This window comes from Ruegeria arenilitoris (assembly GCF_013035425.1).
In the GTDB taxonomy this organism is placed as follows: Bacteria; Pseudomonadota; Alphaproteobacteria; order Rhodobacterales; family Rhodobacteraceae; genus Ruegeria; species Ruegeria arenilitoris_A.
This window is the reverse complement of record NZ_WQHX01000005.1, coordinates 265,469-288,451: the sequence shown is the minus strand read 5'-3', so window position 1 is coordinate 288,451 and position 22,983 is coordinate 265,469. Positions and strand designations below refer to the sequence as shown.

Annotated in this window: 28 protein-coding genes; 14 read left to right on the top strand and 14 right to left on the bottom strand. The window is 52.8% G+C overall.

Going from position 1 to position 22,983, the window contains the following annotated elements; genetic code table 11:
* Positions 1-3: 3 nt before the first annotated feature.
* Positions 4-1,296, bottom strand: a complete 1,293-nt coding sequence (gene pncB, locus GOV45_RS15910) for a nicotinate phosphoribosyltransferase (protein WP_170479578.1) — start codon at positions 1,294-1,296, stop codon at positions 4-6.
* Positions 1,297-1,459: 163 nt separating this feature from the next.
* On the opposite strand from pncB, the gene GOV45_RS15905 reads away from it, so the two are divergent.
* Positions 1,460-1,993, top strand: coding sequence for a hypothetical protein (locus GOV45_RS15905; RefSeq protein ID WP_170479575.1), 534 nt, complete (start codon positions 1,460-1,462; stop codon positions 1,991-1,993).
* A gap of 3 nt (positions 1,994-1,996) precedes the next feature.
* Here the strand turns inward: GOV45_RS15905 and pncA are convergent, their stop codons facing one another.
* Positions 1,997-2,590 (bottom strand): bifunctional nicotinamidase/pyrazinamidase, encoded by a 594-nt coding sequence (gene pncA / locus GOV45_RS15900; protein WP_170479573.1) that lies wholly within the window; start codon positions 2,588-2,590, stop codon positions 1,997-1,999.
* Between the two features lie 95 nt (positions 2,591-2,685).
* Here pncA and trhO point away from each other — a divergent pair, with 95 nt between their 5' ends.
* Together trhO and GOV45_RS15890 are read left to right on the top strand one after the other, a co-directional pair.
* Complete coding sequence (trhO, locus tag GOV45_RS15895) at positions 2,686-3,591, top strand: oxygen-dependent tRNA uridine(34) hydroxylase TrhO (RefSeq protein ID WP_170479571.1); 906 nt, start codon at positions 2,686-2,688, stop codon at positions 3,589-3,591.
* A 76-nt stretch (positions 3,592-3,667) separates the two neighbouring features.
* A complete protein-coding gene (locus tag GOV45_RS15890) occupies positions 3,668-4,174 on the top strand; it encodes an ion channel (RefSeq protein ID WP_170479569.1) in 507 nt (168 codons plus the stop codon).
* Positions 4,175-4,198: 24 nt separating this feature from the next.
* On the opposite strand, the gene GOV45_RS15885 is transcribed toward GOV45_RS15890, so the two are convergent.
* Positions 4,199-4,528, bottom strand: a complete 330-nt coding sequence (locus GOV45_RS15885) for a hypothetical protein (RefSeq protein WP_170479567.1) — start codon at positions 4,526-4,528, stop codon at positions 4,199-4,201.
* Between the two features lie 375 nt (positions 4,529-4,903).
* Between GOV45_RS15885 and GOV45_RS15880 the strand changes: the two genes are divergently transcribed.
* A complete protein-coding gene (locus GOV45_RS15880; protein WP_170479565.1) occupies positions 4,904-7,348 on the top strand; it encodes a GcvT family protein in 2,445 nt (814 codons plus the stop codon).
* A complete protein-coding gene (locus tag GOV45_RS15875) occupies positions 7,345-8,691 on the top strand; it encodes an MmgE/PrpD family protein (protein ID WP_170479563.1) in 1,347 nt (448 codons plus the stop codon). The genes GOV45_RS15880 and GOV45_RS15875 overlap by 4 nt, the downstream gene beginning before the upstream one ends.
* 90 nt (positions 8,692-8,781) lie before the next feature.
* On the opposite strand, the gene GOV45_RS15870 is transcribed toward GOV45_RS15875, so the two are convergent.
* The 5 genes from GOV45_RS15870 to GOV45_RS15850 are packed head-to-tail and all read right to left on the bottom strand — an operon-like array spanning position 8,782 to position 13,472.
* Complete coding sequence (locus GOV45_RS15870) at positions 8,782-10,929, bottom strand: hypothetical protein (protein ID WP_170479561.1); 2,148 nt, start codon at positions 10,927-10,929, stop codon at positions 8,782-8,784.
* A complete protein-coding gene (motA, locus tag GOV45_RS15865) occupies positions 10,926-11,795 on the bottom strand; it encodes a flagellar motor stator protein MotA (protein ID WP_170479559.1) in 870 nt (289 codons plus the stop codon). Before motA ends, GOV45_RS15870 begins: the two co-directional genes overlap by 4 nt.
* Before the next feature lie 46 nt (positions 11,796-11,841).
* Positions 11,842-12,432 carry a hypothetical protein gene (locus tag GOV45_RS15860; protein WP_170479557.1) on the bottom strand — a complete coding sequence of 197 codons (591 nt, stop codon included), beginning with the start codon at positions 12,430-12,432 and terminating at the stop codon, positions 11,842-11,844.
* The gene (locus tag GOV45_RS15855) at positions 12,429-12,932 is read right to left on the bottom strand and encodes a hypothetical protein (protein ID WP_170479555.1); all 504 of its coding nucleotides are present in this window, start codon (positions 12,930-12,932) and stop codon (positions 12,429-12,431) included. The genes GOV45_RS15860 and GOV45_RS15855 overlap by 4 nt, the downstream gene beginning before the upstream one ends.
* Positions 12,933-12,941: 9 nt before the next feature.
* Positions 12,942-13,472, bottom strand: coding sequence for a flagellar basal body-associated FliL family protein (locus tag GOV45_RS15850; protein WP_254448021.1), 531 nt, complete (start codon positions 13,470-13,472; stop codon positions 12,942-12,944).
* Positions 13,473-13,557: 85 nt separating this feature from the next.
* Here GOV45_RS15850 and fliF point away from each other — a divergent pair, with 85 nt between their 5' ends.
* The 5 genes from fliF to fliP are packed head-to-tail and all read left to right on the top strand — an operon-like array spanning position 13,558 to position 16,750.
* Positions 13,558-15,150, top strand: coding sequence for a flagellar basal-body MS-ring/collar protein FliF (gene fliF / locus GOV45_RS15845; RefSeq protein ID WP_170479553.1), 1,593 nt, complete (start codon positions 13,558-13,560; stop codon positions 15,148-15,150).
* Positions 15,150-15,524, top strand: coding sequence for a hypothetical protein (locus tag GOV45_RS23360; protein WP_254448020.1), 375 nt, complete (start codon positions 15,150-15,152; stop codon positions 15,522-15,524). Before fliF ends, GOV45_RS23360 begins: the two co-directional genes overlap by 1 nt.
* Positions 15,515-15,745: a hypothetical protein gene (locus GOV45_RS23355; protein ID WP_254448019.1), complete on the top strand. Its 231-nt coding sequence runs from the start codon at positions 15,515-15,517 to the stop codon at positions 15,743-15,745. The genes GOV45_RS23360 and GOV45_RS23355 overlap by 10 nt, the downstream gene beginning before the upstream one ends.
* Positions 15,738-16,025, top strand: a complete 288-nt coding sequence (locus GOV45_RS15835; RefSeq protein WP_170479551.1) for a FliM/FliN family flagellar motor switch protein — start codon at positions 15,738-15,740, stop codon at positions 16,023-16,025. The genes GOV45_RS23355 and GOV45_RS15835 overlap by 8 nt, the downstream gene beginning before the upstream one ends.
* Positions 16,025-16,750, top strand: coding sequence for a flagellar type III secretion system pore protein FliP (gene fliP / locus GOV45_RS15830; protein ID WP_170479549.1), 726 nt, complete (start codon positions 16,025-16,027; stop codon positions 16,748-16,750). Before GOV45_RS15835 ends, fliP begins: the two co-directional genes overlap by 1 nt.
* Positions 16,751-16,958: 208 nt before the next feature.
* On the opposite strand, the gene GOV45_RS15825 is transcribed toward fliP, so the two are convergent.
* Together GOV45_RS15825 and GOV45_RS15820 are read right to left on the bottom strand one after the other, a co-directional pair.
* Complete coding sequence (locus GOV45_RS15825; RefSeq protein ID WP_170479547.1) at positions 16,959-17,567, bottom strand: MlaC/ttg2D family ABC transporter substrate-binding protein; 609 nt, start codon at positions 17,565-17,567, stop codon at positions 16,959-16,961.
* Complete coding sequence (locus GOV45_RS15820; RefSeq protein ID WP_170479545.1) at positions 17,557-18,372, bottom strand: MlaA family lipoprotein; 816 nt, start codon at positions 18,370-18,372, stop codon at positions 17,557-17,559. Before GOV45_RS15820 ends, GOV45_RS15825 begins: the two co-directional genes overlap by 11 nt.
* A gap of 294 nt (positions 18,373-18,666) precedes the next feature.
* Between GOV45_RS15820 and GOV45_RS15815 the strand changes: the two genes are divergently transcribed.
* Genes GOV45_RS15815 through GOV45_RS15800 form a run of 4 tightly spaced genes read left to right on the top strand, consistent with a single transcriptional unit; the run spans position 18,667 to position 21,399 of the window.
* On the top strand, positions 18,667-19,122 hold the full coding sequence (locus GOV45_RS15815; protein WP_170479543.1) for a RidA family protein: 456 nt from the start codon (positions 18,667-18,669) through the stop codon (positions 19,120-19,122).
* Positions 19,119-19,877 (top strand): glycerophosphodiester phosphodiesterase family protein, encoded by a 759-nt coding sequence (locus GOV45_RS15810; RefSeq protein ID WP_170479541.1) that lies wholly within the window; start codon positions 19,119-19,121, stop codon positions 19,875-19,877. Before GOV45_RS15815 ends, GOV45_RS15810 begins: the two co-directional genes overlap by 4 nt.
* A gap of 44 nt (positions 19,878-19,921) precedes the next feature.
* Positions 19,922-21,109, top strand: coding sequence for a GNAT family N-acetyltransferase (locus GOV45_RS15805; protein WP_170479540.1), 1,188 nt, complete (start codon positions 19,922-19,924; stop codon positions 21,107-21,109).
* Positions 21,106-21,399, top strand: coding sequence for a 4a-hydroxytetrahydrobiopterin dehydratase (locus GOV45_RS15800; RefSeq protein WP_170479538.1), 294 nt, complete (start codon positions 21,106-21,108; stop codon positions 21,397-21,399). Before GOV45_RS15805 ends, GOV45_RS15800 begins: the two co-directional genes overlap by 4 nt.
* Here the strand turns inward: GOV45_RS15800 and GOV45_RS15795 are convergent.
* The 4 genes from GOV45_RS15795 to GOV45_RS15780 all read right to left on the bottom strand — a co-directional run bounded on the left by GOV45_RS15795 (position 21,396) and on the right by GOV45_RS15780 (position 22,916).
* Positions 21,396-21,707: a hypothetical protein gene (locus tag GOV45_RS15795; RefSeq protein ID WP_170479536.1), complete on the bottom strand. Its 312-nt coding sequence runs from the start codon at positions 21,705-21,707 to the stop codon at positions 21,396-21,398. The genes GOV45_RS15800 and GOV45_RS15795 overlap by 4 nt on opposite strands.
* Before the next feature lie 15 nt (positions 21,708-21,722).
* Positions 21,723-22,070 (bottom strand): EF-hand domain-containing protein, encoded by a 348-nt coding sequence (locus tag GOV45_RS15790; protein ID WP_170479534.1) that lies wholly within the window; start codon positions 22,068-22,070, stop codon positions 21,723-21,725.
* 11 nt (positions 22,071-22,081) lie between these two features.
* Positions 22,082-22,327: a glycine zipper 2TM domain-containing protein gene (locus tag GOV45_RS15785; RefSeq protein WP_170479532.1), complete on the bottom strand. Its 246-nt coding sequence runs from the start codon at positions 22,325-22,327 to the stop codon at positions 22,082-22,084.
* A gap of 103 nt (positions 22,328-22,430) precedes the next feature.
* Positions 22,431-22,916, bottom strand: coding sequence for a peroxiredoxin (locus tag GOV45_RS15780; protein ID WP_170479530.1), 486 nt, complete (start codon positions 22,914-22,916; stop codon positions 22,431-22,433).
* Positions 22,917-22,983 lie beyond the last annotated feature (67 nt).

The following is a 22,983-nucleotide window of genomic DNA, read 5'->3' as shown; positions in this document are numbered from 1 at the left end:
CAATCAGACGATTACCTCGATCGAATCCTGCACTCCGACGCCGAAGACACGCTTGTAGCGTTTGATTTCGTCGGCGGGACCCATTGCCTTTTCTGGGTTATCCGACAGTTTAACTGTCGGGCGTCCATTGGCAGATACGGCCTTGCAGACCAGAGAAAATGGGGCCAACGCGTCGCCAGGTACAAGGCCGCGAAAATCGTTCGTTAACAAGGTGCCCCAGCCAAATGATACCGAGGTCAGATCGGCGAACTGCGCGTGCAGATCGCGGATCTTGTCCACGTCCAACCCGTCAGAAAAGATAATCCTCTTTTGCAACGGGTCCTCGCCGCGAGATTTCCACCAGTCAATCGCGATTTTGGCGGCCTTTGCCGGATCACCGCTGTCGATACGGATCCCGGTCCATCCTGCAAGCCAGTCTGGTGCGCGTTCCAGGAACCCCTTGGTTCCGTACGTATCCGGTAGGATGATGCGCAAGTTACCGTCATGTTCTTCGTGCCAGTCGCTTAGAACATCGTATGGTGCCTGAGCTAACTCTTCGTCCGTGTTTGCCAAAGCGGAATAGACCATGGGCAGTTCATGGGCGTTGGTTCCGATCGCTTCAACCTCGCGCCGCATAGCAATCAGGCAGTTCGAGGTGCCGGTGAAAGACCTTCCCAGCCCTTCGATCATTGCCTGAACACACCAATCCTGCCAAAGGAAGGAATGCCGCCGCCGCGTACCAAAGTCCGCGATCCCGAGTCCTTTTATCGTCCGTAGTTTTTCGATTTTTTCCCAAACGCGTGTCATAGCGCGGGCATAAAGCACCTGCAGTTCGAAACGGCGCATATCATTCAGAACCGCACGCGACCGCAACTCCATCAGGACCGCAAGTGCGGGAATTTCCCATAGCATGACCTCGTGCCATTTGCCTTCAAAGGTCAGTTCGTACTGATCTCCCTTGCGTTCAAGGTGATAGGGCGGCAATCGCAAGTTCTCGAACCATTTCATGAAATCCGAGCGGAACATTTGCCGTTTGCCGTAGAAAGTATTGCCCCGAAGCCAAGTGCTTTCTCCCCGACTCAGACCAAGTGAGCGGATGTGGTCCAACTGCTCGCGCAATTCGCCTTCGTCGATCAATTTTGCCAATGGAACGTGATTCGAACGATTTATCAGCGAAAAAGTGACATCTGTTTGGGGCTTATTTCGAAACACTGACTGGCACATCAGCAGTTTGTAGAAGTCTGTGTCTATTAAAGACCTTACAATTGGGTCGATCTTCCATTTGTGATTGTAGACACGCGTTGCAATGTCGACCATGGGGAACTCCTGCAATTTCCGCTGTTAGATCAATCGACGCGGTGATTGGCAAGGGTCGCCAAATAGGTAACAATGCTAAGGTCAAGTCGTATTACCGGCTTATTGTCAGTGCCCCTCGGAAGTTAGCGAGGGGATGGGTTAAAAAGAAGGTTGAAGTGAGTGAATGGGTCTCGAGTACGACTTTGATATAGTCGCGATCGCTCCCGATGAGGTTGATCCTGAGCACGCCCTGACGCCGGTCACGGGTGCCCCCCCAGTGCGCGCGCAATTTCGGGACATCAAAACCGCGGACGCATTGCGTGGGGCTTCGCCCAAAATCCGCAGAATATTTCTGGAGTCAGGATTTAGCCTGGAAACCGCAGGAAAGAATGCCACGCCCGGATTCTATTCACCCGAAGATTCCCGAAACCGCGAGCGTATCCTCAAACGATTATTCGCGAATATCCGAAACATGGGCGTTCAAGGCGAATACTGTGGTGAGTTTGACTTCTGGCAGTTCTTGCAACATGTCAGAACGGCGCGACCCAAAGCGGGTTTTGCCAGACAACTGAGAGATTCGCCGAAAGTTAACGCCTCGCCCGCGACGGATGTTTCAGAACGCCAATCGTTGATAGGCCGGATTGGGTTTGCTTTGGGTCTGGCGGTAATCTTCTTTGTTGTTATCAAATTTCTGGCCTCTCAGGGAACGACGCCTTAGCGATCACTCAAGCTTGACACCTGCTGCCTTCATGGCCTGTTTTGCTGCAGCCAGAGATCCTTCCATGTCGATGGCTCGGCAGGCATCAGTACGAACAGTCACGTCAAACCCTAGCCGCGCTGCATCAACGGCGGAATAATGTACGCAGAAATCTGTGGCCAAACCAACGATTGTCAGTTTTGCGATCCCGCGCGATTTCAGATAACCTTCCAGCCCTGTTGGTGTTTCCCGGTCATTTTCAAAAAAGGCGGAGTAGCTGTCGATGTCTTTGCGAAAGCCCTTGCGAAGGACCAAGTCGGCATGTGTATTCAGCCCGGGGTGGAAATTGGCACCTTCTGTGCCTTGTACGCAGTGATCAGGCCAAAGAACCTGTTCACCATAATGCAATTCGGTTGTGTCAAACGGGTTCTTGCCGTCATGCTGACTGGCAAAAGAGGAATGTACCGCCGGATGCCAATCTTGCGTCAGAATCACCGCATCAAAATCAGCCATCATCGCGTTGATAGGAGCGACCACTTCGTCTCCGCCGGGAACGGCAAGAGCGCCGCCAGGGCAGAAATCGTTCTGGACATCTATTACAAGCAGCGCGTGGGTCATGGGGCCTCCTATTGTTGACCTATCGGTATGGCTAGGTGAAGTTACCGTCAATCCGCTCTCTTGCGTCTTTGACGCGCTGGCATTAGATCGCGCGCATGTATACGATCGCTGCCCTCTATCATTTTACACGGTTCCCCGACCCAGACTCCTTGCGTCCCGCATTGAAGGAACTGTGTTGCGCGCACTCGGTTAAAGGAACCCTGTTATTGGCTAAAGAGGGGATTAACGGCACCATTGCCGGTCCGCGTCCCGGAATTGATGCGGTGTTGGACCATATCCGCAGCTTGCCTGGATGCGGGGATTTAGAATGGAAAGAGGCCACTTCGGACCACCCTCCATTCGGAAAAATGAAAGTGCGCCTCAAAAAAGAAATAGTCACGATGGGCCAACCCAACGTCGATCCACGTGCGACCGTCGGGAATTACGTCGAGCCGCAAGACTGGAACGACTTGATCCGATCTGATGATGTGGTGGTCATCGACACCCGGAATGATTATGAGGTGGCAATCGGAACATTTAAGGGCGCGATAGACCCTAAAACTAGCAGTTTTCGCGATTTTCCACGTTGGTGGCAGGAAAATAAGGAGCGTTTTCACAATAAGCGCGTTGCAATGTTTTGCACCGGAGGCATCCGGTGCGAGAAATCCACTAATTACCTTTTGGGGCAAGGGGTTGAAGACGTCTATCACCTAAAAGGCGGCATCCTTCGATATCTCGAGGAAATGCAGGAAAAAGACAGCACCTGGCAAGGCGAGTGTTTTGTTTTTGACAATCGTGTTTCTGTTGGGCACGGGCTGGTTGAGGGCCCGCATAGCCTGTGCCATGGGTGTCGTCGCCCGATCAGACCCGAGGACATGAAGCGACCGGAATTCGAGGTTGGAGTGGCTTGCCACCAATGTGTTAACGAAACTTCGGAACAAGACAAGGCGCGTTTTCGAGAACGTCAACGGCAAATTGTCTTGGCCCGGAATCGCGGCACAGAACACCTATTTTCCGATTGATCTCGTTTTTATTTTTGGTTGCGACCAATACTGGGAAACTGGATGATCGCCTGCAGGTATTTCTGTCGGAGGTCTAATGCGTCGCGACCCAACTACTTTGGAGGAGTGGAAGTCGACCTTGGTCGCAGCGTGCGGTCTAGTGTTAGCCAGCTTTTTGATCTGGATTGTTCTGTCGAATCTAAGCGAGGCTGCCGCAGGGAACACAATCGGGACTATAGCCACGGTTGGCCTCTTGATCTGGCTTGTGTCTCAGACGTGGTATTACATCACCCAGGTCAGATCTCCACGTCGCCAGCTTTTGTTGATGGGCATTTCCTTCATACAGGTTGTGCCTTTTCTTTTCGCTGCTGTTTACGGTTCTTTCGGGTATTACGATCTGTGTGTCGTGGGTGCCGGTGGTCCCGCTGATGTCCTTTATTTCTCTTATGTGACCTTTACCACCGTGGGCTTTGGAGACTTACGCCCTGCCGGGCTTTGCCGCGCATTGGCTGTTACCGAGGCAATAACGGGTTACATTCTTTTGGGTTTGTTTGTCGCTGCCGCCGTTGGTCTTTATGGCAGGTCCCATCCCAACACCAAATGATGCGTAAAAGCCGTTTATTTGAGCCTATTTGTTCCGGTCAATCCACTGAGACATCATTTGTTTGTTGCGAAAGCATTCGCTTGGAATTGGTCGGCGCTTGATACGCGATATCCTTTCGGCAAATGAAACCTGTTTTCCAGTCGGATAATTGGCGAAAGGCGAAGGGTCATGTGGTTTGTGTGCCGATATCCAAGCCGAAAGCGATTTACGATCCCGTTGCGCTTCTACCGGAATTTCCATTGCGGATTTCTCGGCAATTGCGCGGGCGTATCTCATTTGCCGGTCTGTTACAGGCAGCAGATGATAATCGTTGCTGGGTGCGTCGAACCAGTTTTGATGGGCGGCATTGGTCATTGCTCAAGAACCTCCGTTCCATTAGGGAACAAATATAGAACATTTTAGGAACTTTTTCAAGAATTCTGCTGGCAGGGTTGGTCTGCGTCCCATCGAAAATCCAGCCTGTCCCACCGTCATATGACCGGTCTCAGCGCTTATCGCGCTATCTTTACTTTCATCAAGGAACCGCAATGCCACTTTTCAACTTTCGGTCGATAACAATGGGGTGTTGAAAGGGTTTAATGGCAGTGTTTCGCTCATACCGAGCTCAATAAAGGCAATGCATATGCATTGTGACCCGTTCCCGACATTCTGCGTCGGGAACAGAGTATCAGCTGCTGGCGAGCTATGGCTGACTTTGATGCAACATGATTTGCACATTGGAGAAAGACGATGAAAACCCACGCGCAGGCCGTCGTCATCGGAGGAGGCCTGGTCGGGTGCTCGATTCTGTACCACCTCGCCAAGCTTGGTTGGAACGATGTCGTGTTGCTGGAAAGGGACGAGTTGACCAGCGGCTCAACTTGGCACGCTGCAGCTAACATCCATGGACTGCATGACAACAACAACATCACGCGCATCCAGCACTATACAATGAACTTATACAAAGAGCTGGAGAAAGAGACAGGGCAAGGCTGCGGGGTCTTTCAACCTGGGTCACTCTATCTTGCGCAGACCAAAGACCGCGAATACCAATTGCGGCTGCAAGAAGCAAAAGCTAGGTTTTATGGTCTAAATTTTTATGAAATAAGTCGCGAACAGGCGCTGGAATTGCATCCTCTGGCCCAATTCGATGACATTCGTTGTATCATGTATGAACCTGACGGCGGCAACGTCGACCCCTCGGGTGTTACGATGGCATATGCCGCAGGGGCTAGGCAGCTGGGCGCATCCATTGAGCGGTTTTGCCCAGTAATAGGGACTGATCTACAACCTGACGGGTCATGGATTGTCCGCACAGGGAAAGGTGATGTTCACACCCAATGGGTTGTGAATGCTGGCGGTTTGTGGGGGCGCGAAGTTGCGGCTCTGGCCGGTATTAAACTTCCTTTGCAGCCGACCGAGCATCAGTATTTTGTGACTGAAACAATCGACGAAGTTGCTAGCCTGGGCCGCCGTTTGCCGTCCATCGCTGATCGAGATGGAGAGTATTACTTTCGTCAGGAAGGTAATGGGCTGCTGATAGGAGCTTACGAAAAAGACATGCGGTTCTGGGCCGAAAACGGCACTCCGTTGGACTTTGCCCATGACTTGTTCCCTGACGACCTGGATCGGATTATGGAAAACGTGATCCGCGCGACTGAACGCGTGCCTGTTGCGGCGACAGCGGGGGTTAAGCGGGTGATAAATGGACCGATGATATGGTCGCCCGATTCCAACGCGATTTGGGGCCCCGTGCCTGAGCTAAAGAACTATTTTTGCTGTACCGGAATCATTCCCGGTTTTTCACAGTCAGGCGGTCTGGGCCTTTTGTCGGCTCAATGGATGATCGAAGGCGAACCGCAATATGACATGTTCGCCTGGGACCTTGCGCGTTTTGGCGACTGGGCCGATGAAAAGTTCACAAAAGCTAAGGTAGAGGATGTTTATACACACCGCTTTGCAATCCACTTCCCAAATGAGGAACGGAGTGCGGGTCGGCCTGCTCGGGTTCGACCTGCTTACGAGATGCAGAAGCAAATGGGTTGTGTGTTCGGTTTGAACTGTGGCTGGGAACATCCGCTATGGTTTGCAGACGAGCCTGAAACAATCGAAACTAACGGTTTTACTCGCCAAAACTGGTGGGAGCCCGTGGGTCGCGAAGTGCGGATGCTGAGGGAGAATGCCGGGGTCATCGATATTTCAAACTTCGCCAACTATGTGATCAAAGGAAAGGGCGCCTATGAATGGCTGGACAGGTTGGTCGCGAACCGTGTTCCCACGCAGATTGGGCGGTCTTGCCTGACGCCGCTTATATCCGTACGCGGTGGTGTTGCGGGTGATTTCACCATCACCAAGGTGGCCGATGACGAATACATGATGATCGGGTCAGGTATGGCCGAACGTTATCATCAGAGGTTTTTCGACATGGTCGACTTGCCTGCGAACACAACATTTGAGGTCGCAACCGATCGCGTCGCTGGTTTCAATGTTGCTGGGCCTAAATCCCGTGCAGTGCTTCAACGCCTTAGCAATTCGGACTTATCCAACGATGCCTTCCGTTTCATGCGTTCGGCGAAGATTGAAGTCGCCGGTGTGCCTTGCCTGGCCATTCGCGTCAGCTTCACAGGCGATCTGGGGTGGGAACTTCACTGCGCCGAGACAGACCAAGTCAGGCTCTACACAGCGTTATTGGACTCAGCCCGCGAATTTGGCGGCGGTCCGGTCGGTGGACGCGCGCTTGGGTCGCTGCGCATCGAAAAGGGTTACGGTTCGTGGGGTCGAGAATACTCACAAGAATATTGGCCCCAAGAAGTAGGTTTGGACCGCCTGATCAAACTGGACAAAGAATTCTTGAACAAAGAAGCTTATCTGGCAATCAAAGACTCACCGCCTCGCGAAGTTCTGTCGATCCTTTCTGTTCAAGCGGACATCGCGGATGCAACTGGTGGCGAACCGATTTTCACATCTGACGGCACGGCCGTCGGTCGAGTAACTTCTGGGGCGTATGGATATTCTGTCGGGGCATCGCTTGCCATCGGGTATGTTGACCCAAATGTTGCGATGCCAGGGGACCGTGTCGAAGTTTTTATCCTTGGCAAGTCGCATAGTGCGGTAATCCTTTCTGAGCCACCTTTTGATCCCGAAGGTCATCGGCTACGCGATGTCCAGACCGCCGAACCAGCGGTTGTTAAATGACCGGAACATTCGACCGAGTTGCTAAGTTTGTACTGTCCAGAACATCGGATGAAATGCCGGTTAGTGCAAAAGAATCCGCAGCGCTGATGATGCTTGATACAATGGGGGTATTGATTGGCGCCGGTCCGATGCAGGCAGGAATTATTGCCCGGGATACGGCCACAATGCTCTACGCCAGCTCATCGCCGGCTCACTCAGCAAGAATGCTTTTTGACGGGCGTAGGGTCAGCCTTGCCGGGGCGGCTTATGCGGTCGCGACTCAAACCGATAACCTGGACGCACATGATGGGTACAACCCAACCAAGGGGCATATAGGGGTCGTTGTGATTCCCGCGTTGGCCGCGTTGGCAGAACACTGCCCGGAACTCAGTGGTTCAGATGCGCTGGCCTCCGTTATCGTGGGTTACGAAGTTGCGGGTCGTGCAGGGTTGGCATTGCATGCTTCTGTCGAGGACTACCATACGTCCGGTGCATGGAACGCCCTAGGCGTCGCGGCGATGGCGGCACGTTTGCGCCATCATTCTCCGGATCAACTTCGGCAGGCCTTGGGAATTGCAGAATATCATGGTCCGCGAAGCCAGATGATGCGCGAGATTGCCAATCCAACGATGTTGCATGACGGTTCCGGTTGGGGAGCGATGGTAGGCCTATCGGCGGCAATTTTGGCGGAGCAGGGCTTTACTGGTGCACCCGCGTTGACGGTTGAAGACGATCAAGCCGCCCCGTTTTGGGCGGACCTGGGTTCGTTCTGGCAGATTGAACACCAGTATGTAAAACCCTACCCAATTTGCCGGTGGGCACACGCTGCGATCGACGGCGTTAGAATACTGATGTTACAGCACGAATTAAGTCACGATCAGATCGCGGCCATCCATATCAACAGTTTCCACGAGGCGGTCTGCTTATTCTCAGGAATCCCAAACACTACGTCGCAAGCGCAATATTCGCTGGCTTTTTCTGTGGCGACCCAGGCTGTTCACGGTCTGATCGGCGTAGAGCATATCTCGGGCGCGGGCCTTAAAGATCCGGTTGTTGCAGACGTTATGAACCGTATCTCCGTTACGGAACGCGAAAGACACAATCAGCGTTTCCCACAAGGGCGTTGGGCTGATGTAGTAATAGAGACAACAAACGGCCAGGTTCTAAAATCCGGCGATATCCACGCTCGTGGTGGTCCGGAAGCAAGGATGAGCCAGCAGGACATCGTTGACAAGTTCATGGAATTTGCCGCGCCATCAATAGGAAAAGCGCGCGCTACAGGCATTTGCAACGCGATATTGGGTCTTAACCGGCCAACCGCGCGCTATGCGGACTTACAACAGTACCTGTATGACGGTCCTTAAGAACTAAACCCCGAGTCGGACATCTGTCTTGGAATGCGGAACCACCACCGCTGGTCAATTCCGCACGAAACAACGCTAAACACGGTAAATTCATTGGCTCGATGTCACTCCTGCTGCACTCAACATGTTTGTGATCAATCCGCGCGTTTGTTCGCTTTGCTCTAAAAGAGCGGTTGCATCGGCTAACGGTTTGGCCGGGATGCGCTCAATTTTCCGACCCAACGCTTTGCCCAGACGGGCTAGGTCGCCAAATCTACCCGAAGCTTCCATGCTGGCTTCGTCTACCAACCCCGCCAGCCACAAGTATCTCGCAGCCTCGCCCGTTTCGCCCAGTTCGCTCAATATAGTCGCTGCCTGCGAAAACTCTTCAATCTTAATGTATGCATCGGCCTTTATCCGATTTGCTTCGTCAGAATCGTCCTCGGCCAACTCTAGAAGAGCCTGATGTGGACGACCGTTCTGGAGAGCTGCTTGCGCTCTCAACCGCGTCCGATCAACGCGACGAAGTTTATCTTCGGATCGGTTTGCCAGGTTAAATGCCTGTTGCGCGAACCCCAACTTGGCGAGGCGCTTGGACAGAGCAATGGCCGTTTCGGTGCTTAATTGGCCCACGACTGCCTTCGGTAGATTTAGCGCATGATGCAAATAGGTAATGTCATCAGCGCGCTCCGCTAGCAATTGCAACACCTGACTTTGCGTTCTGTCCCAGCCGTCATCTGTGGTCGATGATTGTATCAACGACAACGCTCTATCGAAGTCATGATTCAGACCCAAGGCAAGTGCATGAGCACGTTTCATCATTGGTCCGAATTCTGACCTGCGAAGTTCGACTGCGTAAGCTGCGGCAAGATCAATGTTTTGCTGCGAAACGGGTTTTCGATCAGACCACCGTTTTTCGATAAGCCTAGCCAGTGCCAGTGCCGATTCTTCAGCTGCCATCGCGGTTGCAGCGACCTCAGATAGCAGTGTTTCCGCCAGTGCGTCTTCGCCACCGGCATCGGCGATACTTGCCCGCGCCAAGTTCAGTTCATTGCGATCCTCAAGGTCTAGTCGTTCGACAGAGCGCATTACGCGTCTTGATTCCTCTAGTTTCCCTGCCTTGGCCAATGTACCCATCAACGTGGGGCCGAACTGACGCCTCAGATGATCCGGAAGGAGCGAGAAGGATTTCTCGATCGCGTAAAGCTCGGCTTCGGGATCTAATTTCTTTTCGATCAATACGGACCACAGCGCGGTGATTCCATCGCATCTTTGCTGGTGCGAAAACGGGTGAGACTCAAGGGCGGGTCGCTCATCCATGGCGTGGGCGATCGCTCGAATCCGACTCGTGATTTCCGATTGTTCCGGGAGCAGGTTCAAAACCTGAACGGCTTCAGCGCCAAATCCATGGTACGCATAGAGCTTGGCGAGCTCCAGTGCTCGCTCAGTGTTTATGTGGTCGAATTCTTCAAACAATTCAGATCGAAGATACGCGACTTGGTGCTCAAATTGTTGAGTACCATGCCATGCGTCGAAATCCAGTTCTGCATCAGTGATGCAGGCTGGAATTGAATTGAAAGGCGGCTCTAAAAAGCCTCCCAACCCTCGAAGTTCATCAAGGATGGAAGTAACTTGCAAATTTGCGGTTAGATCGCTTGCAATAACTTCAGGGTCAATCGCGGTCGATCGTCTGGGGCCCACATCGGAAAGGTCCAGATCCACGACTTCGCGGTCTGCGCCTTGCAAAGTGCGCGACATCATTTGCGCTTCCAAGTCCTGTCGACTCAGGTTCAATAGCGGTATTTCGAATTTTTTTGGTTGTAACTCGACTTGCTTTTGGGCTTTGAGCGGCCTCCTCTTCGCCAACTTTGATTGGATGAGCGCCAAGGGTGAAAGGAACTGACCAGGAGCGATGTCCACAACAATCATGGTCCCGCGGAATAAGAATGCCGTCGCGACACAATCACATCCGAAAGCAAGTTCCAAAGAGGACCCGGACCGTTTTTGCGATACCGAAGTCAGCCGATGTCCGTACAACCTGTCAAAGACGGTGTCTGTTTCAAATACAGCCCCATCCAATGCTACACTTAGTTTGGCGCCATTGTGCAATTGTCTAAGGTTCCACTCTGTTCCGAGAGGTATTTGCACCACTAGCCGGGTAAATCCGTTATGTTCGCCTGTACGAACGCGTAAACGTTCTGCGGATGCCGCCGTTACCGTTGTGACCAATGCACAAGCCAGTATAAGAGTTCTGATCATGCTGCCGCCTGCCTGATTTCTTTCAACGCATCTTCAAGATCTGAAAACCGGGGACGGTTGTGCGTTGGGGTATTTTGACGGCCAACTTCAATGCACATGGCGGCATTGTGGTTATGAAGGTTGGCGACCAGAACTTCCTTTATCAGTTGATAAAAATGGTTGTCTTCTTCGACCACCGCTTTCAACTTTCCAGCGAACGGGCCAACCAAACCGTAGGCTAGGAAAACGCCCAGAAACGTACCCACAAGGGCGCCACCAATCAGCCTTCCCAAAACTTCCGGAGGTTGATCAATTGATCCCATCGTTTTGATCACACCCAGAACCGCCGCGACAATGCCCAACGCGGGCAATCCGTCGGCGACTGTCTGCAACGCATGGCTGGAATGCATAGCTTGGTGGAAATTCGCCTCCATCCGTTTTTCCAGCACTTCTTCAACCTGGTGCGGGTCGTCGTAATTCATCGAGGCTGAACGCATCGTATCGCAGATCAGGTCTACAGCTTCTTTGTCGGACTGAATCTTGGGATATGCCGAGAACAACGGGGAACTGTCTGGCTCTTCGATGTGTTTTTCCAGATCGACCGGGTTTGATCGGGCAATCCGGATCAGTGAAAACAGAAGGCATAGCAGATCACGGTAGTCTACCGGTTTCCATTTTGGGCCCTTGAAGACTTTTCCGATATCTTTGGCGGTGTGCTTGACCGCGCTCATATCATTGCTGATCAAAAATGCGCCTATGGCTGCACCACCGATCATCATCATCTCGAACGGCAGCGATTTCATTATAATTGTCATCTTGCCGCCAGCGGCCAGATAGCCGCCGAACACCATCACAAAAATGCAAGCGATTCCAACTAGTCCAATCATGAATGATCTCCGGCGGTTGGGGGTCTTTTGAAGGGATTCACAGCGATTACTCCTGTGGAACCGAAGCGTTGCGACCGGCCATTACAACGCTAATCGTATACGCTATTTCGGGGTTGAGGCCGGCCATTACACCAGCAGCAGCTTTGGTTGGCATCCGTGACAGGAACCCAGCGGCAAAAACAGGGTCCATCGTTTCGAACAGAGCTGCCGCGTCCTTTGGCTTCATGTTTTGGTAAACATCCGTTAGCTGAGTTAGGTCGTTTTCGCTTGCCTGTTCTGCAATCGCCAAAGTTTCGCGAAGCGAGTTTTCAGCTTGCTGCAGAGCTGTCAGGCGAGTTTCGATCGCTTCCTCGGCAACCTCCAAAGCTCGTTCTTTTTCCAGAACCGCATTCTCGCGCTCCTTCAGCCTCTCTTCTCGGCGCAGCAGATCGGTAAGCAACATTTGTAGATCTGGCGAACTTAAGTCTGGTTCGACAGGCGCAGCATGTACCTCGTCGGGTTCCGTGCCACGAGCCAGAGCCGGACCGGCTTCTAGGCCGAGCCGGAGCGTGGCCGAGCCAATCATCAACAGCGAAATAACGGTTAAGACACCGCCGCGCTGTCGCTGAGGTGACTTTCTTGGTGTCGAACGCTTCACGTCGCTGCTCCACCATTTAGGCGGGCATGTCTAAAAAACATAAGCCCATCGGGTGCTTTGGGAAGATCGACCTCGTTATCTTCCTCGCGCTCAATTTTCGCATCGGAAGTGCTACTTTCTTCGGCTTCCTTTGATGAAGCGGCAGGTTCAGCCGTCGGCGTCACGTCCGTGTCTTGGTCAGCAGGGTTTGATTCTGTCGACGTGGAAGTTTCCTCTGACACGACATCATGCATTGAAGCCATCATCAGCTCCAGCCTTTGCGCTACAGATTCTGCCTTTTGGGTGAGGCTTTGCAATTCCTCTCCGGATCGATCGGAAGAAGCCCTTGCCGAATCCAGCGACGTTCGCAATTCGTCGGCCTGGGCTGACAATACGGAGACGGCGCCTCCAACTCCTCGTTCAAGGTCGGTAAACCGCTTAAGGCGCTTGGCCAGAACAAAACAATACAGACCCGCGCCCAACGCGCCTGCGACTAGCAATATATCCGCAATCAGTTCCAACGTTGCCTCCTAGTTCAATACGAATTCCGACACCAGCACGTCGCGCACACGTCCTTCCCCAGCGACGATTCCGATTCGCCGAAGCAAGTGTCCGCGGATACGCATAAGTGCTAGGGAATCCTCAAGATCGGTTAACTCGACTGCGCGCAAGTAGCTGTTCATTACGTCCATAATTCGTGGCTGCATCATTTCTACATCGGTGATGTAGCTGGCATTCACCTCAAGCTGAGCATGGAACTTCAGATGTCGCGAATCGCCAGCTTTGACCGAAACAATTACAGGCGGCAGATCGACAAAGGCGACCTCAGGCAATTCCTTTACTGGCTTGCTTTCCAAATCGATTGGATCTTCGTGCGAAGCTTTTTCGTGACCAACAGGAAGCATGCCGGAGCTGGCTGCATAATAACCGCCAGCAGCACCGGCAACGGCCAGAATCATCCACAGGAGAACAACTTTTTGTCCTGATTTTACAAAGGCTTCTGCCTCATTCGAAGTTGCGTCTGTCATGACGTCCTCATTCATCAATACGGTATCTGTCATAACCCCTGAGGGACTAACCGATTGTTAAGGGCAATCGTTCAAACAAGGGCGTGCCGCACAGAATGTCGGCGAGTCGGAGGTGAGCGTGCAGCAGATCGGAACTGTCTGGGCAAGTTTGGACAGGCGCAAACAAATCATAGTGGCCGGTGCCGTGGCATTGGTCTTTCTGGGTATCCTAGCAATGTCGCGAATTGCGACGGCGCCAGCCATGACCCTTCTATATGCAGGTCTCGAGAGTGGCGCTGCAGGCGACATAGTTCGCTCCTTGGAACAACGCGGAGTCGCGTATGAAATCAGGGGCGGTTCGATCTATGTCGCCGGGTCGCAAAGGGATGAGCTTCGAATGACCCTGGCCAGCGAGGGGCTGCCTGCCAACGGAAACCGGGGGTACGAGCTGCTCGATACGCTCAGCGGCTTTGGCACAACTTCGCAGATGTTTGATGCAGCCTATTGGCGGGCAAAAGAAGGTGAATTGGCAAGGACAGTCGTTGGCAGCCCTCACATTAGTCAGGCTCGGGTTCACATCGCTAACAGCTCGTCGAACCCATTCCAGCGTAGCGCCGAGCCGACTGCTTCTGTGTCTGTTGTACCTTCTGGCGCCCAGATTACGGGAGATCAGGCAAAGGCGATTCGCTTTCTTGTGGCGTCAGCGGTTAGCGGGCTGACTCCGGAAAACGTGGCGGTCATTGACTCCAACGGGGCCGTAATGGGTGCGCAGGAAAACGCTGTCGCGGCGGACACGGCCGACGACAAAGCGCGTCAATTGCGGGAACGTGTATTGCGCTTGGTTGAGGCGCGCGTTGGCGCGGGCAACGCGGTGGTTGAGGTGAGCGTGGACACCGTTACGGAAACCGAATCTATTCGCGAACGTCGCTTTGATCCCAATGGGCGCGTCGCAATCAGTACTGATGTCGAAGAACGGTCAGACAGTGCACGCAATCAATCGGCGGATGTGACAGTCGCGTCAAACTTGCCTGATGGCGATGGCGGGGGCAGTGATGAATCGAATTCGACGGCCACGCAAACCCGCGAACGTGTAAATTACGAAGTTTCCGAAACAGAGCTGGAAGTGCATCGTGCGCCTGGTGCAATCAAGCGTTTGACAGTTGCAGTTCTTGTAAATGGTGCCCGCACAATTGGTGAGGATGGCACCGAAACTTTTGTGCCGATGGCGCAAACTGAGCTGGATGCGCTGGAAGAACTGGTGGCGTCAGCTGTTGGGTATGATTCTGATCGTGGGGACGTAATAACACTTAAATCCTTGGACCTTCCCGTTGTTGAGCCGCAGGGAACATTGGTTTCCGCTTCGATCTGGCCAGATATTCATCTGGACGCAATGTCTCTGATTCAGATGGTTGTTCTGGCCGCCGTTTCGATTGTTCTCGGGCTGTTTGTAGTGCGTCCGATCATGGCCAGCGCAGTCACTCCCCCGACATTGCTGCCTGCCACAGCACAGCCGCCCGAGGAACCTGCGCCATATCTAGTAGGAGAGGTCGCAATAGATGATTCTGCCGAATTCACGGCGCTTGCGGAAAAAATGCAACCAGGCGTGCCCGCGATTGCAGGATCCACCAGCGAGGATGCGGTTGATCGCCTGCGCAACATGATCGGTGACAAGCAAGAGGAAACGGTCGAAATCCTGCGTAGTTGGCTTGAGGAAAGCGAGGAGAAGGTGTGATGCCGATTGCCCATCTCCTGGAAGACTTCTCTGACAATCCCGATAACGGGACGACGCATTTGCTTGATGAAGAAGCTTTGGAAGAGCATCGGTTGGAGTCCTTTGAGCGTGGGTACAGCGCAGGTTGGGAAGACGCAGTCGCGGCACAAGAGCAGCAGTTTGGCCAAATGAATACCGATCTGGCCGCTGCGCTGTCTGACCTGTCTTTCACTTATCAAGAGGCGCTGACCCGGATGACTTTGTCCCTGGAGCCCATGTTTGAAAGTCTGGTTCAAGTCGTTTTGCCAAAATTGCTCGACCGGGGGTTTGCCTCGCGTTTGACAGAACAACTGACCGAAATACGCAGGATCAAATCGGGCAGCCGATGCAAGTGATTGTGCCCAAAGGAACTGCGGAGCGAATTCAATCCATGTTGCCTCAAGATCTGTCCCTACCAGTGCAAGTAATTGAAAATCCGACGCTGGACTCAGGGCAAGCACGCCTACAGGTCGGCGTGGCCCGGCGCGAAGTCGACTGTAATGCCCTGCTGAGCACAATCGCCGGTGCCTTCGATGCCTATATCTTTGAAGCGAAAGAGGCTTTGTCAAATGAGTGACATCCAACCCCCAAAAACTGAAAAATCCAGCCCGTTTGATGCTGTCCCAATTGAGGTGACAGTGTCAGTAGGCCACGCACGTCCGCTTGTCCGAGATCTTTTGAACATGGGTGAAAATGCGGTTCTAACTCTGGACAAACGCGTTGAGGACCCTGTCGATCTTTACGTTGGCGACCAACTTGTCGCGCGCGGGTTATTAGAGGAGTTGGAGGGTGATCAGGCCGGGCAACTTGCGGTTCGCCTGACTGAGATATCCGATCTTCGAAACGGTATCGGGTGATGCGCTGTCTGCTTTTTTTGGCGGTTACGCTGCTGATGCCTTCTCTGGCGTCAGCGCAAGAAGTTTCACTTTCCTTGGGCGACGGCGACTCGCTCTCGGCCCGTTCCATTCAGCTCATTCTTCTGATTACCGTGCTCAGCCTTGCGCCAGGGCTTGCCATAATGATCACCTGTTTCCCGTTTTTGATTACGGTACTGGCGATTTTGCGACAGGGAATCGGATTGCAGCAATCACCTCCAAACATGTTGATTGTCGGTTTAGCTTTGTTTCTGACCTATTTCATTATGGAGCCTGTGTTTTCTGAAGCCTGGATGATGGGCATCCGCCCTTTGATAGATGAAACGATAGAGATCGAAGCCGCGCTTGAACGAGCTCTTGTCCCGTTTCGTGAATTCATGGCGGCCCGTCTTGATGCAGACACCTTCCAAGCGATGGCTGCCCTCCGTCCTGGTGTTGCTGAACTGCGCCCAGTACCCGAAGCGCCGCTATCGGTACTGATGCCTTCCTTTATGCTGTCGGAAATTTCACGGGCTTTTCAGATTGGGTTTTTGATCTTTTTGCCCTTTCTGATAATTGATCTGGTTGTCGCGGCAGTATTGATGTCGATGGGTATGATGATGGTGCAGCCAGCCACCGTTTCTCTGCCATTCAAGTTGGCTTTTTTTGTTATTGCCGACGGGTGGTCCCTGATCGCCAGTGCCTTGGTGCGCAGCTATGTTCCATAGAGGCAATTACGGGGGAAAAATTACTGGATCAAAAATATAAGCAATCTTCCGCAACACAGTTGGCTGAGCTATTTCGTGACCGAAAGCCAATGTGTCACTGTGGGCATTTCTTCATCGAATGCTAAAGGTCAGAATCCGAATGAATTTCCAATACATTCGTGGAGTTGTTATGTCCTAGCGGTGCTTCAATACACCCCAGCGCAGGACCTCAACCGCTTCGATTCAAGTCCTTGATCAGACGATTTAGGTCACCACCCCGGGCGTCCAGCATGGCGCCAATTTCGGTCCGTTCTGTGAGCAGCAAGTTCACGCCTTCGATGAACATGTTATAAAATTTTCCTCGGCCAGACTTGTCCGAAACCAGAAAAGTAACGTCAAATGGCGATGACCCTCGAAGCTTGACCGAGGTTCTGACTTCGTACCCGGCCTTGATCTTTCGCGCATTGCGAACCGTCACTTCCCCTCCAATAAATTCGCGGAAGCGACGACCGTATTTGCGTGAGATATAGCCCTGAAATGCCTTTGTGAACTGGCGCATCTGTGATGCAGAAGCAGCGCGCGCGTCCGCACCCAAAGCGTAACGCGCCATGATTGGAACATCTCCGTACTGCACAAAGATCTTCTCAAAATCACGTATCATAGCGTTTTCGGATTTGCCGGAGTCGATTACTCGTGTGATATCCGAAACGACGCTGTTAACCAGTTGCTTGGCACCTGCTTCGGTCAGCGCAAAAGCAGGGAAAGGCAGAGATGTCGCCAACACCCCGGCCAGTGCGGTTGCAAAAAATTTTCGACGGTTCAAAATGTTATTCTGCATAGGGGTCCTCGTAGGGGTCGAGATAGGGGTCCCTGACAGGGTCTGTCCCGGTTACGGCATAGGGATCATCATACAGACCCAAATAGGCCTCTTCATCGTCTCTGGCCAGTTCAAAGCGTCGATTTTGCAGGTAAATCAACCGCGCCTGAGCGTAACTATCAGCACTTTCATATAAAATCGAATCTACCGTATCCGAGAATCTACCTCGGTCTCCCATGCGGCGTACGACCTCGGCATAGACACCCAAATTGTCAGCAGGCCGTACGGGTGTGAAATTGATCGGGTTGGAAAACAGATTTATTATTACTCCCACGGCATCTCGTGTGGTTGACGGACCATAAAAGGGTAACTCCACATAAGCGCCTTCACCAAAGCCCCAGACATGCAGGGTTTCACCAAAGTCGGTATCCACTGGTGGCAGGTTAAGCTCATCCGCGGGGGCAGACAATCCAAACCCACCAACCGTCATATTCACGACAAATCGAAGCAGCGCATTGCCCATCTGTTTTGGATTGCCTTGTAAAAGATAATCGACGGCCTGACCGGGCAGGGAAATATTTTCCGCAAAGGTACTAAAGCTCGTTACCATTGGATCAGGAACAATTTTCACGTAACCTTTTGATGCTGGTCGAAAAAGAAACCGGTCTACGCCCAGGTTGAATTTGTGAATTGACCGGTTCGCGCCTTCGTAGGGGTCAAAAACTTCGCCACGCGCCGCTGCGTCCTGAGGCTGTGAGGCGCATGCTGACAAAATAGTCAGTGTGCACAAAACGATCAGGGGCTTAAAGAAGGCTCGGTTGGACACAGTCCTCGTTACTCCAATATTTCCCGGCCGGAATTGCCGGACTTTAAATCAACTTGTCATAGGCGTTACAGCGATGCAGTTCGTTGTCACATAACTGTTTCACATGGCATTTGAAACTCCTAGCGTTTAACCCGCTTGTCTTGCCATCGTAAAGTGACACAGCATGAACACATAAGAAACGAGAGAAGTATTGCTCAGATTGTTCGCAAAGTTCAAATTGCCGCTTTAGCGCTTTTCGACGCGGCTGTTCCCGGATAGCGTCCGCCTGAGTCGATCATACATTAGGAACTTCAAATGAGCATTGCAGCAAAATTGGAAAGCTTGGGCGTAACCCTTCCGGACGCTCCTGCACCAGCGGCTAACTACGTGCCTTTCGTGCGCGTTGGCAATTTGGTTTACGTATCTGGGCAGATTTCCAAGGACAATGATTTAATCACCGGAAAATTAGGTGATAACATGGATGTCGAAGCAGGCGCTGCCGCGGCAAAAGTTTGCGCGATCAATCTGTTGGCTCAGGTCAAAGCGGCATGCGGCGGTGACATTGACAAGCTTGTAAGGGTTGTGAAGCTGACAGGGTTCGTGAACTCGACCGCTGATTTCACGGCGCAACCGCAGGTCATAAATGGCGCGTCCGATTTTCTTGTGGAGGCCTTGGGAGAAGCCGGTCGTCATTCTCGTTCGGCTGTAAGCGCCGCGTCGCTGCCGCTGGGCGTAGCTGTCGAAATAGAAGGTATCTTCGAGATCCAATGACTCCGCCACTTCCGCAGGTGTTTTTGCAACGTCCGATCGCGCATCGTGCGTTGCATGATGTATCGGCCAAACGTCCCGAGAACAGTCTGTCTTCGATCCGAGCGGCGCTGGACGCCGAATATGGGATCGAGATTGACCTGCAATTAACGGCCGATGGCCGCGCCATGGTGTTTCATGATTACGACATGAGGCGGCTTACTGGGCAATCTGGACCGATCCGGCGGATCACCGCTGAGCAGGCCAATGCGCTTCCGCTCCTCTATTCGGAGAATGAAAGTATCCCCTCTCTGGAGCAGGTTCTGGATCTGGTCGATGGCAAGGTTCCTCTTCTGATAGAGTTAAAGGATCAGGATGGTGGGATGGGAACTGGGATCGGGTCCCTGGAACAAGATGCGGTTCGGGTTTTAAATGACTATGACGGTCCAGTGGCGGTTATGTCATTCAACCCAAACAGTGTCGCAGAATTAGCCCATTTAGCGCCTCAAATACCTAGAGGTATCGTTACCAGTTCTTATGATCCAAACAACTGGCCTCTGCCTGTCGAAACGTGTGACTACTTGCGTGGTATTCCGGACTTCGATCGCGTTGGCGCCAGTTTTATCAGTCATGAAGTTAGTGATCTGGATCGTCCCAGAGTTTCGGAACTAAAGGAGCGCGGTGTTCCCATCTTGTGCTGGACTGTCCGGTCGCCTGCTCAAGAGGCAGAGGCGCGTAAAGTTGCGGATAATGTGACGTTCGAAGGCTATCTGGCTTGATCCTGCCAAGAAAAGTCACAGGTTAGGATCATCGCGGAGGGCACATGGATCAGGCGCAGATCGAGGTTCAGGTTCTTGGAACACTTTCGCAGATTTCTGCGGCGGAATGGGATGCGTGCGCGTGCCCAGAGGCCGCGGATGGTGGCCGTCCGCTTGACCCTTTCACCACCCATCGTTTTCTTCTGGCGCTTGAAGAAAGTGGCTCGGTCGGTCGCGGCACCGGGTGGCAACCGCAATATCTGACGGCTTATCTGGATGGCATGTTGATTGGTGCGGCGCCTATGTATGCCAAATCGCACAGTCAGGGCGAATACATCTTCGATCACAGCTGGGCCCATGCTTATGAAAACGCTGGGGGGCGTTACTACCCAAAACTCCAGGTCGCTGTACCGTTCACGCCTGCGACGGGACGTCGATTTCTGGTGCGACCCGGATACGAGACGATCGGAATGTCGGCCCTGGTTCAGGGAGCTGTTCAACTTTCGGCCGAAAACCAGATCTCATCGCTGCACGTGACGTTTTGCACCGAAGATGAGGCATTGGCAGGTGAGCAGATGGGACTGATGGTTCGCAGTTCTCAACAGTTTCACTGGTTGAATCAGGAGTTTACCGATTTCGAAGAATTTCTCGCTGCTCTTTCGTCTCGCAAAAGAAAGAACATTCGAAAGGAAAGAAAACAAGCCAATGATTTTGGAGGTCAGATTCATACTCTCACTGGCTCCGATCTAAGACCCGAACATTGGGACGCTTTCTGGCGGTTTTACCAAGACACCGGGGCGCGAAAATGGGGAGCCCCGTATCTGACGCGTCAATTTTTTAATATCGCGCAAGAAAACATGCCCGATGATATGGTCCTGGTGTTGGCCGAGCGTAATGGATACCCCATAGCGGGGGCGCTGAATTTCATTGGGCGTGAGACATTGTATGGGCGTTATTGGGGCTGCATAGAGCATCACCCATGTCTGCATTTCGAACTGTGCTACTATAGGGCAATCGATTTTGCCATCTCGCAGGGTTTGGCCCGGGTAGAAGCGGGCGCACAAGGTGAGCATAAACTGGCGCGCGGCTATCTGCCGACCCGCACGCATAGTTTGCACTGGATCGGCGACCCCGGCTTTGCCGATGCGGTCCGGAAATACCTGGACGCTGAAGCCCATGCGGTAGGAGAGGAAATCGAGATTTTGACGGAATATGGACCGTTCAGAAAGTTGAACCAGGAGGAACAGCAATGACCGAATTATTGTCGACTGAGACCCGCGGCCCACTGCTGGACCCGCTGTTCAGGAATGGGTGGACCATGCTGGATGATCGCGATGCCATCACAAAGACCTTTATCTTCGAAGACTTTGTCCATGCATTCGGATGGATGACGCAGGTCGCGATATGGGCGGAGAAATGGAACCACCACCCTGAATGGTCGAACGTCTACCGCACAGTGGAAGTCGTTCTGTCGACCCACGACGTGGGCGGCCTGTCGTCGTTGGACGCCAAACTCGCCCGAAAAATGGACGGCCTGGTTTAGTCTCTGTTCTCGCGCGATCCCATGCCGCCCGCGAGCGAAGCAGTCACACCCAATTGCTTGAACTCCGCTGGTGTCACGGTGCCGCTGCTAACGTTGATATTGCTGGGAATGCCAGTTGTCCGGTTGCCGACTGACCTGACCGTGCGTGCCGCGGGATCAATATCCAGGCATCTCGTTTCATAGCATGTCAGGCCGCTGGTGTTGATCTGAATACGTTGCTGGCCATCTGGTCCGGTGGTTACCGGAGCCTGAGGAACATCGCAGGCGGCAACCAGTCCCAAAATTCCCAATCCGATCCACTTGTTCATTTCGCGCTCCTGGCGCTAGTCCAGTTGACCGTTTCCGTCTTTGTCCGCAGCTTCAAAATCAGCGGACATCTGAGCCTTGTATTCCGCTCTGGAAATGAGGCTGTCGTCGTTGCGGTCAACGCTTTGAAATTGCTTGATATCCAGAAAAGGTTTCGCCTCTTCCAACCCCAATGAGCCGTTCTTGTCCTCATCCATCTCCTGAAAGGCATAGTCAGAAAAGGCGTTGAATTCATCTTTGGAAAGAAAACCGTCATTGTTGGCGTCAATGGCCTTGAGTTCACTTTCGTTCAGCTCGGCAACGGTATCGGCATTGGCCGCGCTTGCCAAAATCACGAGTGCAATCAATAGAGTGTCACGTTTCATACTCTGTCTCCTCAACACGCGTATCTTTGGCCTTGAACTCCGCCCGTTGCGGCGCCAGCAGCTGTAAGGATCGTCTTGCCGGATCCTCCGCCAAACTGATTTCCGATCACGCCGCCGATTAATGCGCCTCCCAACGTACCACTTAGACACGCTATCTCATGTTGTCTCGCGGCTTGTTGTTGGGGTGTTGGTGCGGGTCCGCATGCTGTCAAAAACGCAGAAGCGACCAGAGCAATCAAAGCAAATTTCAAATTCATTAATGAACTCCCCTCATGTCAAAATTGACTATTCGCCGATTGGGGCATTGTATCAAGTTAATTGATGTTCAGTTGGCCCTGGCTAAGCCAGGGCCAACTAATGTTAGATAACTTCGAGAAGCCCCTCACCTGCAGAAGTTTCGCACGTGCCCGGACTTTCCTCCAGATTTAAAGCCACGACTTTCCCGTCGTCGACAAGCATCGCGTAGCGCTTGGATCGCGCGATCAAACCGACGGGGGGAGCGTCGAAATTCATTCCGATTGCTTTGGTGAATTCGGAACCAGCGTCAGATACCATTGTTATACCTGCTTCGGTCGCGCCAGTAGATTCGCCCCAAGCATTCATCACGAACGGGTCGTTGACTGATAGGCAAATAATCTCGTCAACGCCTTTGGCGTCAAACTGACTTTTGGTGCGGATGAAGCTCGGCACATGAGCGGTTGTGCAGGTGCCGGTGAAAGCGCCGGGAACGGCAAAGATCACGACTTTGCGGCCCTTTGTTTTGTCAGAAACACTCACCTTCTCGGGTCCTTCAGAACCCATTTGGATAAGTGTCGCTTCGGGCAGCACATTGCCGGTTGAAATCATTTCAATGCTCCTGTCGATTGAATTTGCAGAGTCGGGCTATGCCGCAATATAGGTGAGCAGGTGAAAG